This is a genomic window from Bradyrhizobium sp. (assembly GCF_049512235.1).
In the GTDB taxonomy this organism is placed as follows: Bacteria; Pseudomonadota; Alphaproteobacteria; order Rhizobiales; family Xanthobacteraceae; genus Bradyrhizobium.
The window spans coordinates 1-3,904 of sequence record NZ_JBEKXH010000748.1 but is presented as its reverse complement, the minus strand read 5'-3'; the positions used below and the strand labels follow the sequence as shown (position 1 = coordinate 3,904).

The window sequence follows — 3,904 nt, the reverse complement described above, 5'->3', positions numbered from 1 at the left end:
AATCGGCGCATACGCGATTACGCTATTTGTGTCCGGTAAATGCCGCGACGGGCGCATCAGGTTGACGCCAGGACCTGAATGCACTGGTCCCTGTTCAGAAAGATATGATCATGCCGACGCACTTTCATGCGATTGTCTGGATCGACCACTCGCAGGCCAAGGTTTTCCATGTTGGCCTGTCCGGCGAGGACGAGATGATCCTGCATCCACACCTGCCGACGCGACATCTTCACCACAAGGCCAACGCGATCGGCAGCGGTCATGCCGGGCTGGACAAGGAGTTCTTTGGCCAGGTGCTGAACGCAGTCAGCGATGCCGGCGAAATCCTCATCATCGGCCCGGCTGGCGCGAAGACCGAACTGGCCAAATACTTGCGCGAAAAACACCCGAAAATCGGCGATCATATTGTGGCGGTAGAAGCCTCCGACCATCCCAGCGACCGCGAAATCGTGGCCTATGCCAAGAAGTACTTCAAAATTGGACCCGGAGACCTGAGGCACCGGGCTTGATCGCACCCGCCGGATGGTCGAGCCGCAACCGGCAGTTTCGTTGATCCGCCTGCGTGACGGATTCGCCGTGTCACGGACAAGCCGGAATAAAACCGGCCGCCAGCTACGAGGCCCTCTTCGATAAACATTCATTAACCATTTCGATAAGCATTCATTAACCATAAGGGCAGAGGTTGTTCCCGGGGGCGGAAGCTGACCGGAATATATCGAAAGAGCTCTGCTCTTGCCCGTTGCATTCCTCTGCTTTCTGCTCGCCGCAGAGGCGGCGGCAGGCCTCACCTGGCGCGGGGCGCCAGTGACCGTCACCATCGTTGCCCGCTACTAGCCGGAAGTTGCAGCTTCGCGAAAGCGTAAATCCCTGATCCGATTCGCTTATCGGCGGAAGGGTCAGTGGCTGTACTGGCTACAAGGCGGTCGGGACGTCGAGCAGCTGGAAGGCGCGCTCCTGGACGGGGGTGAGCTTTGGATAGAGCACGAAGGTCGCAGAGCTGTCGCCCATCATCATGGTGTTGCGGGTGAAGGTGGCGAGATCGGCGAGCAGGGATTGAAAGCTGTGCACCGGCAGATCGTCGTCAGTGCGCTTGGTGCTGATTTTGCGCTTGGCGGCTTCGGAGCGTTCCGCCTTGGCGACAACGGAGCTGCGTGCCGCTTCGGCCGCTTGCTTGTCGTGATCGTCGAACAGGATGGGCTTGAGGGCCTGGCGCATGTGCCATTCGAGATAATAGGCGAGCATGCACAACAGCACGTGGGCGCGGACGCGGTGGTTGCGGCGATGGTGGATCGGTCGGATCTCGATATCGACGGTCTTGAGGCTGCGGAACGCCTGTTCGGCATTCGACAGCCCTTTGTAGGCCCGCACGACCGAAGAGCTGGCGAGCGCTTGTGCCGTGACGTTGGTGCGCACCACGTAGATGCCATCGAGCGAGGCCTCATCATCGATCGGCTGGCTCCTGCGTTCGATGACAAGATCGGAATCGGTGATGGTGATCTCGAAGTGCTTGGCCATCTTGTAGCGATTGATGACCTTGCCGACGGCGAGCGATGCCGATGGCATCTCGACCGCGCAACGATCTTTTGGCGCGCCGCACGCGGGCCTGGATCTTGAGCAGCTTCTCCTCGGTGGCGGCCAAAAGCTCGCGGCGTTTGCGCGCCCGCTCCTCAGCGAGCAACGGATTGCGGCAGACGACGAGCCGCTCGCCGGGATAGTCGAGCGAGGTGATCTCCGCCAAATCGCGGTCGTCAAATAGCGAGAGCTGCAGTTCGCCGGCGTCGACGAGATTGCGGATCGCCGGCGCGCGCAGCGCGGTGATGAAGTCGAGATCGGCCGGCTTGACAGTCTCTCTGATCCGCGCCTCGGTGATCATGCCGCGATCTCCGACCAGCACCACGCGATCGAGATTGAAGCGCTCCTTCAGCTTGGCGACCTGGGTCGGCAACGTCGAGGGATCGCCGACATTGCCTTCGAAGACTTCGATCGCCACTGGGCAGCCATCCTGGCTGCACAGCAGCCCGAATACGATCTGCAGCTTGCCCTTCTTGCCGTCGCGATTGTGCCCGAGCCGGGCGAGTTCGCAGGTGCGGCCCTCGAAATAGGTCGAGCTGACATCGTAGAGCACCAGCGTGCCATTGTTCAGGTGGCGCCTGGCAAAAGCCTTCTCGATGCGCTCCTGTTGCTCGAGCAGCCAGTCGAGCGCGCCGTACAACTGCTGCTCGTCGACCGCGCCGAGCCCGAGCACCTGGCCCAGCGAGCACGTCGCGGTCTCGCCGTCGAGCACGCGCGCCGTCGCCAGCTTCGAGCCCGGTTCAAGCAGGCGCGCGACGATCATGGCGATACACAGAGCCACCTGAAGCTTGGGCTGTCGGCCGCCCTGCGACAACAGCCGGTCAAGCCCGAGCTTGCGCAAGGTCCCCAGCGCCGCCGCGACATGGCCATGCGGAAGGCTGCGCTGCATCGACAACGCTTCGCGACCGACCGGCGCCACAGCGTCGCCGCGTAGCACGCAGCGCAACGCCTCGACCTTCGCAGGCTTCCAATCCGACAGATTGGCCAGCGTGCGCTTGCGGATCTTGTCGCCATCGCGATAGCTCTCCCGCAACAGGATCGCAGGCGGCGAATTGCGATTTGGAATGCTCTCGACGTACATGGCGAGTTTGAATCACGGTTGATTCGCCCCGTCAAGATAAAATCATCAAATTACATGGGTACATTTAATCATGAAAAGTGAGGTTGTGCAAATATTATCAACCGGTTAGGCTCAAAAAGCCCTGCAACTTCCGTCTAAGCCAGCGCCGCAGCATGTCTCGCAACAACAACAAGAGGACCGGAAATTTGCGGCGGACCCACGAAAACCTCTTACATATAGGCCGGTGCTAGAAAGATAAATCCGACCCTGACTAGGTGCGGTGAGGCAGATTGGAGGGTTTGGTTGGCGTTGATGGGGGCTTTCCGCCACCATTCATCGTCTTTGCAAGCCATATCGCAGCCGTGGGACCCCCTATCGCAACGACTGCGATAACGCCTGCGGCCCACGGGCTTCCGAAGATTCCTACGAGTGCAGAAAGAGTTATGCCCCAAACCGCGACTGTACCGGCGATGAGCTGGCTTCTATCCATGCGTCTCTCAGAACCGTCTGTTCGCTGTCGTTCCAGAGATTGGCGGTGGCTTCGTTGCTGCTCCGTCCAATTAACAAGTCTATCTGCGAGACCCGGAAATTCTCGCTCGTATTGCGCCAGAATTTCTGGAGGCATAATCGGCAAAGAACCGCGGGCAATGAAGAAACTCGCGCTTACTTCAACGGCTTTGGTGACTTCCGGGTTACTTACATCAACGCCAGCCGTCTCAAGCGCACCTTCCAGCGCAGGGGGAAGAACTTCAGGTAGCTGCTTTGGAGCGTTGTCGTTCGATCTCTCCGGAGTTGGCTTCTCGCTCCCCCCGTTCGATTGGTTGGTCATCCTTTGATTGCCCGTACTTCGAATTTTTTACAAAATCAGCCGCCCGCAATACCGTGTACATGTCCGAAATTGTCGCATCCCAATCTGAGACGAGTGCCTCTAGGTCAGACTCGTAAAAATCAGCATTCTCATGGTGCAATGGATTGATTGCCGATCCTGCGCCAAAAAGATAATCCCTCACTCTGTCCTTGAGTGAAACCAGATGCACGTCACCGGCCTGACCACCAAATATCAGGTCTACGTCTTGTTGGGCTATGGGATCGCCTGTCTTCCCAGACCAGCATTCGCCTAGACCTCTTACGACACCACCAACACAGTGGTACGGATTGGCGGGATTGTTCCAAAGCGACCCGCCTGCTGAAATAGGGATGCCGTAAAAAACCTTCTTGTCCTTTTGTCTAGTCATTTCAATCGCTTACCAAAAGAGGAAGGCTCTAGTACCT

Annotated in this window: 3 protein-coding genes and 1 pseudogene; 1 reads left to right on the top strand and 3 read right to left on the bottom strand. The window is 58.6% G+C overall.

Features of this window, described 5'->3' with window-relative positions; translation table 11 throughout:
- Window positions 1–110 precede the first annotated feature (110 nt).
- The gene (locus ABSG20_RS34820; RefSeq protein WP_423868963.1) at window positions 111–509 is read left to right on the top strand and encodes a translational machinery protein; all 399 of its coding nucleotides are present in this window, start codon (window positions 111–113) and stop codon (window positions 507–509) included.
- Window positions 510–912: 403 nt separating this feature from the next.
- Here the strand turns inward: ABSG20_RS34820 and ABSG20_RS34815 are convergent.
- The 3 genes and pseudogenes from ABSG20_RS34815 to ABSG20_RS34805 form a co-directional block, all read right to left on the bottom strand.
- Window positions 913–2,653, bottom strand: a pseudogene (locus ABSG20_RS34815) (IS1634 family transposase).
- A 250-nt stretch (window positions 2,654–2,903) separates the two neighbouring features.
- Complete coding sequence (locus ABSG20_RS34810; RefSeq protein WP_423868964.1) at window positions 2,904–3,257, bottom strand: DUF2335 domain-containing protein; 354 nt, start codon at window positions 3,255–3,257, stop codon at window positions 2,904–2,906.
- Between the two features lie 124 nt (window positions 3,258–3,381).
- Entirely contained in the window at window positions 3,382–3,867 is a 486-nt protein-coding gene (locus ABSG20_RS34805; protein ID WP_423868962.1) for a hypothetical protein, read from the bottom strand.
- Window positions 3,868–3,904 lie beyond the last annotated feature (37 nt).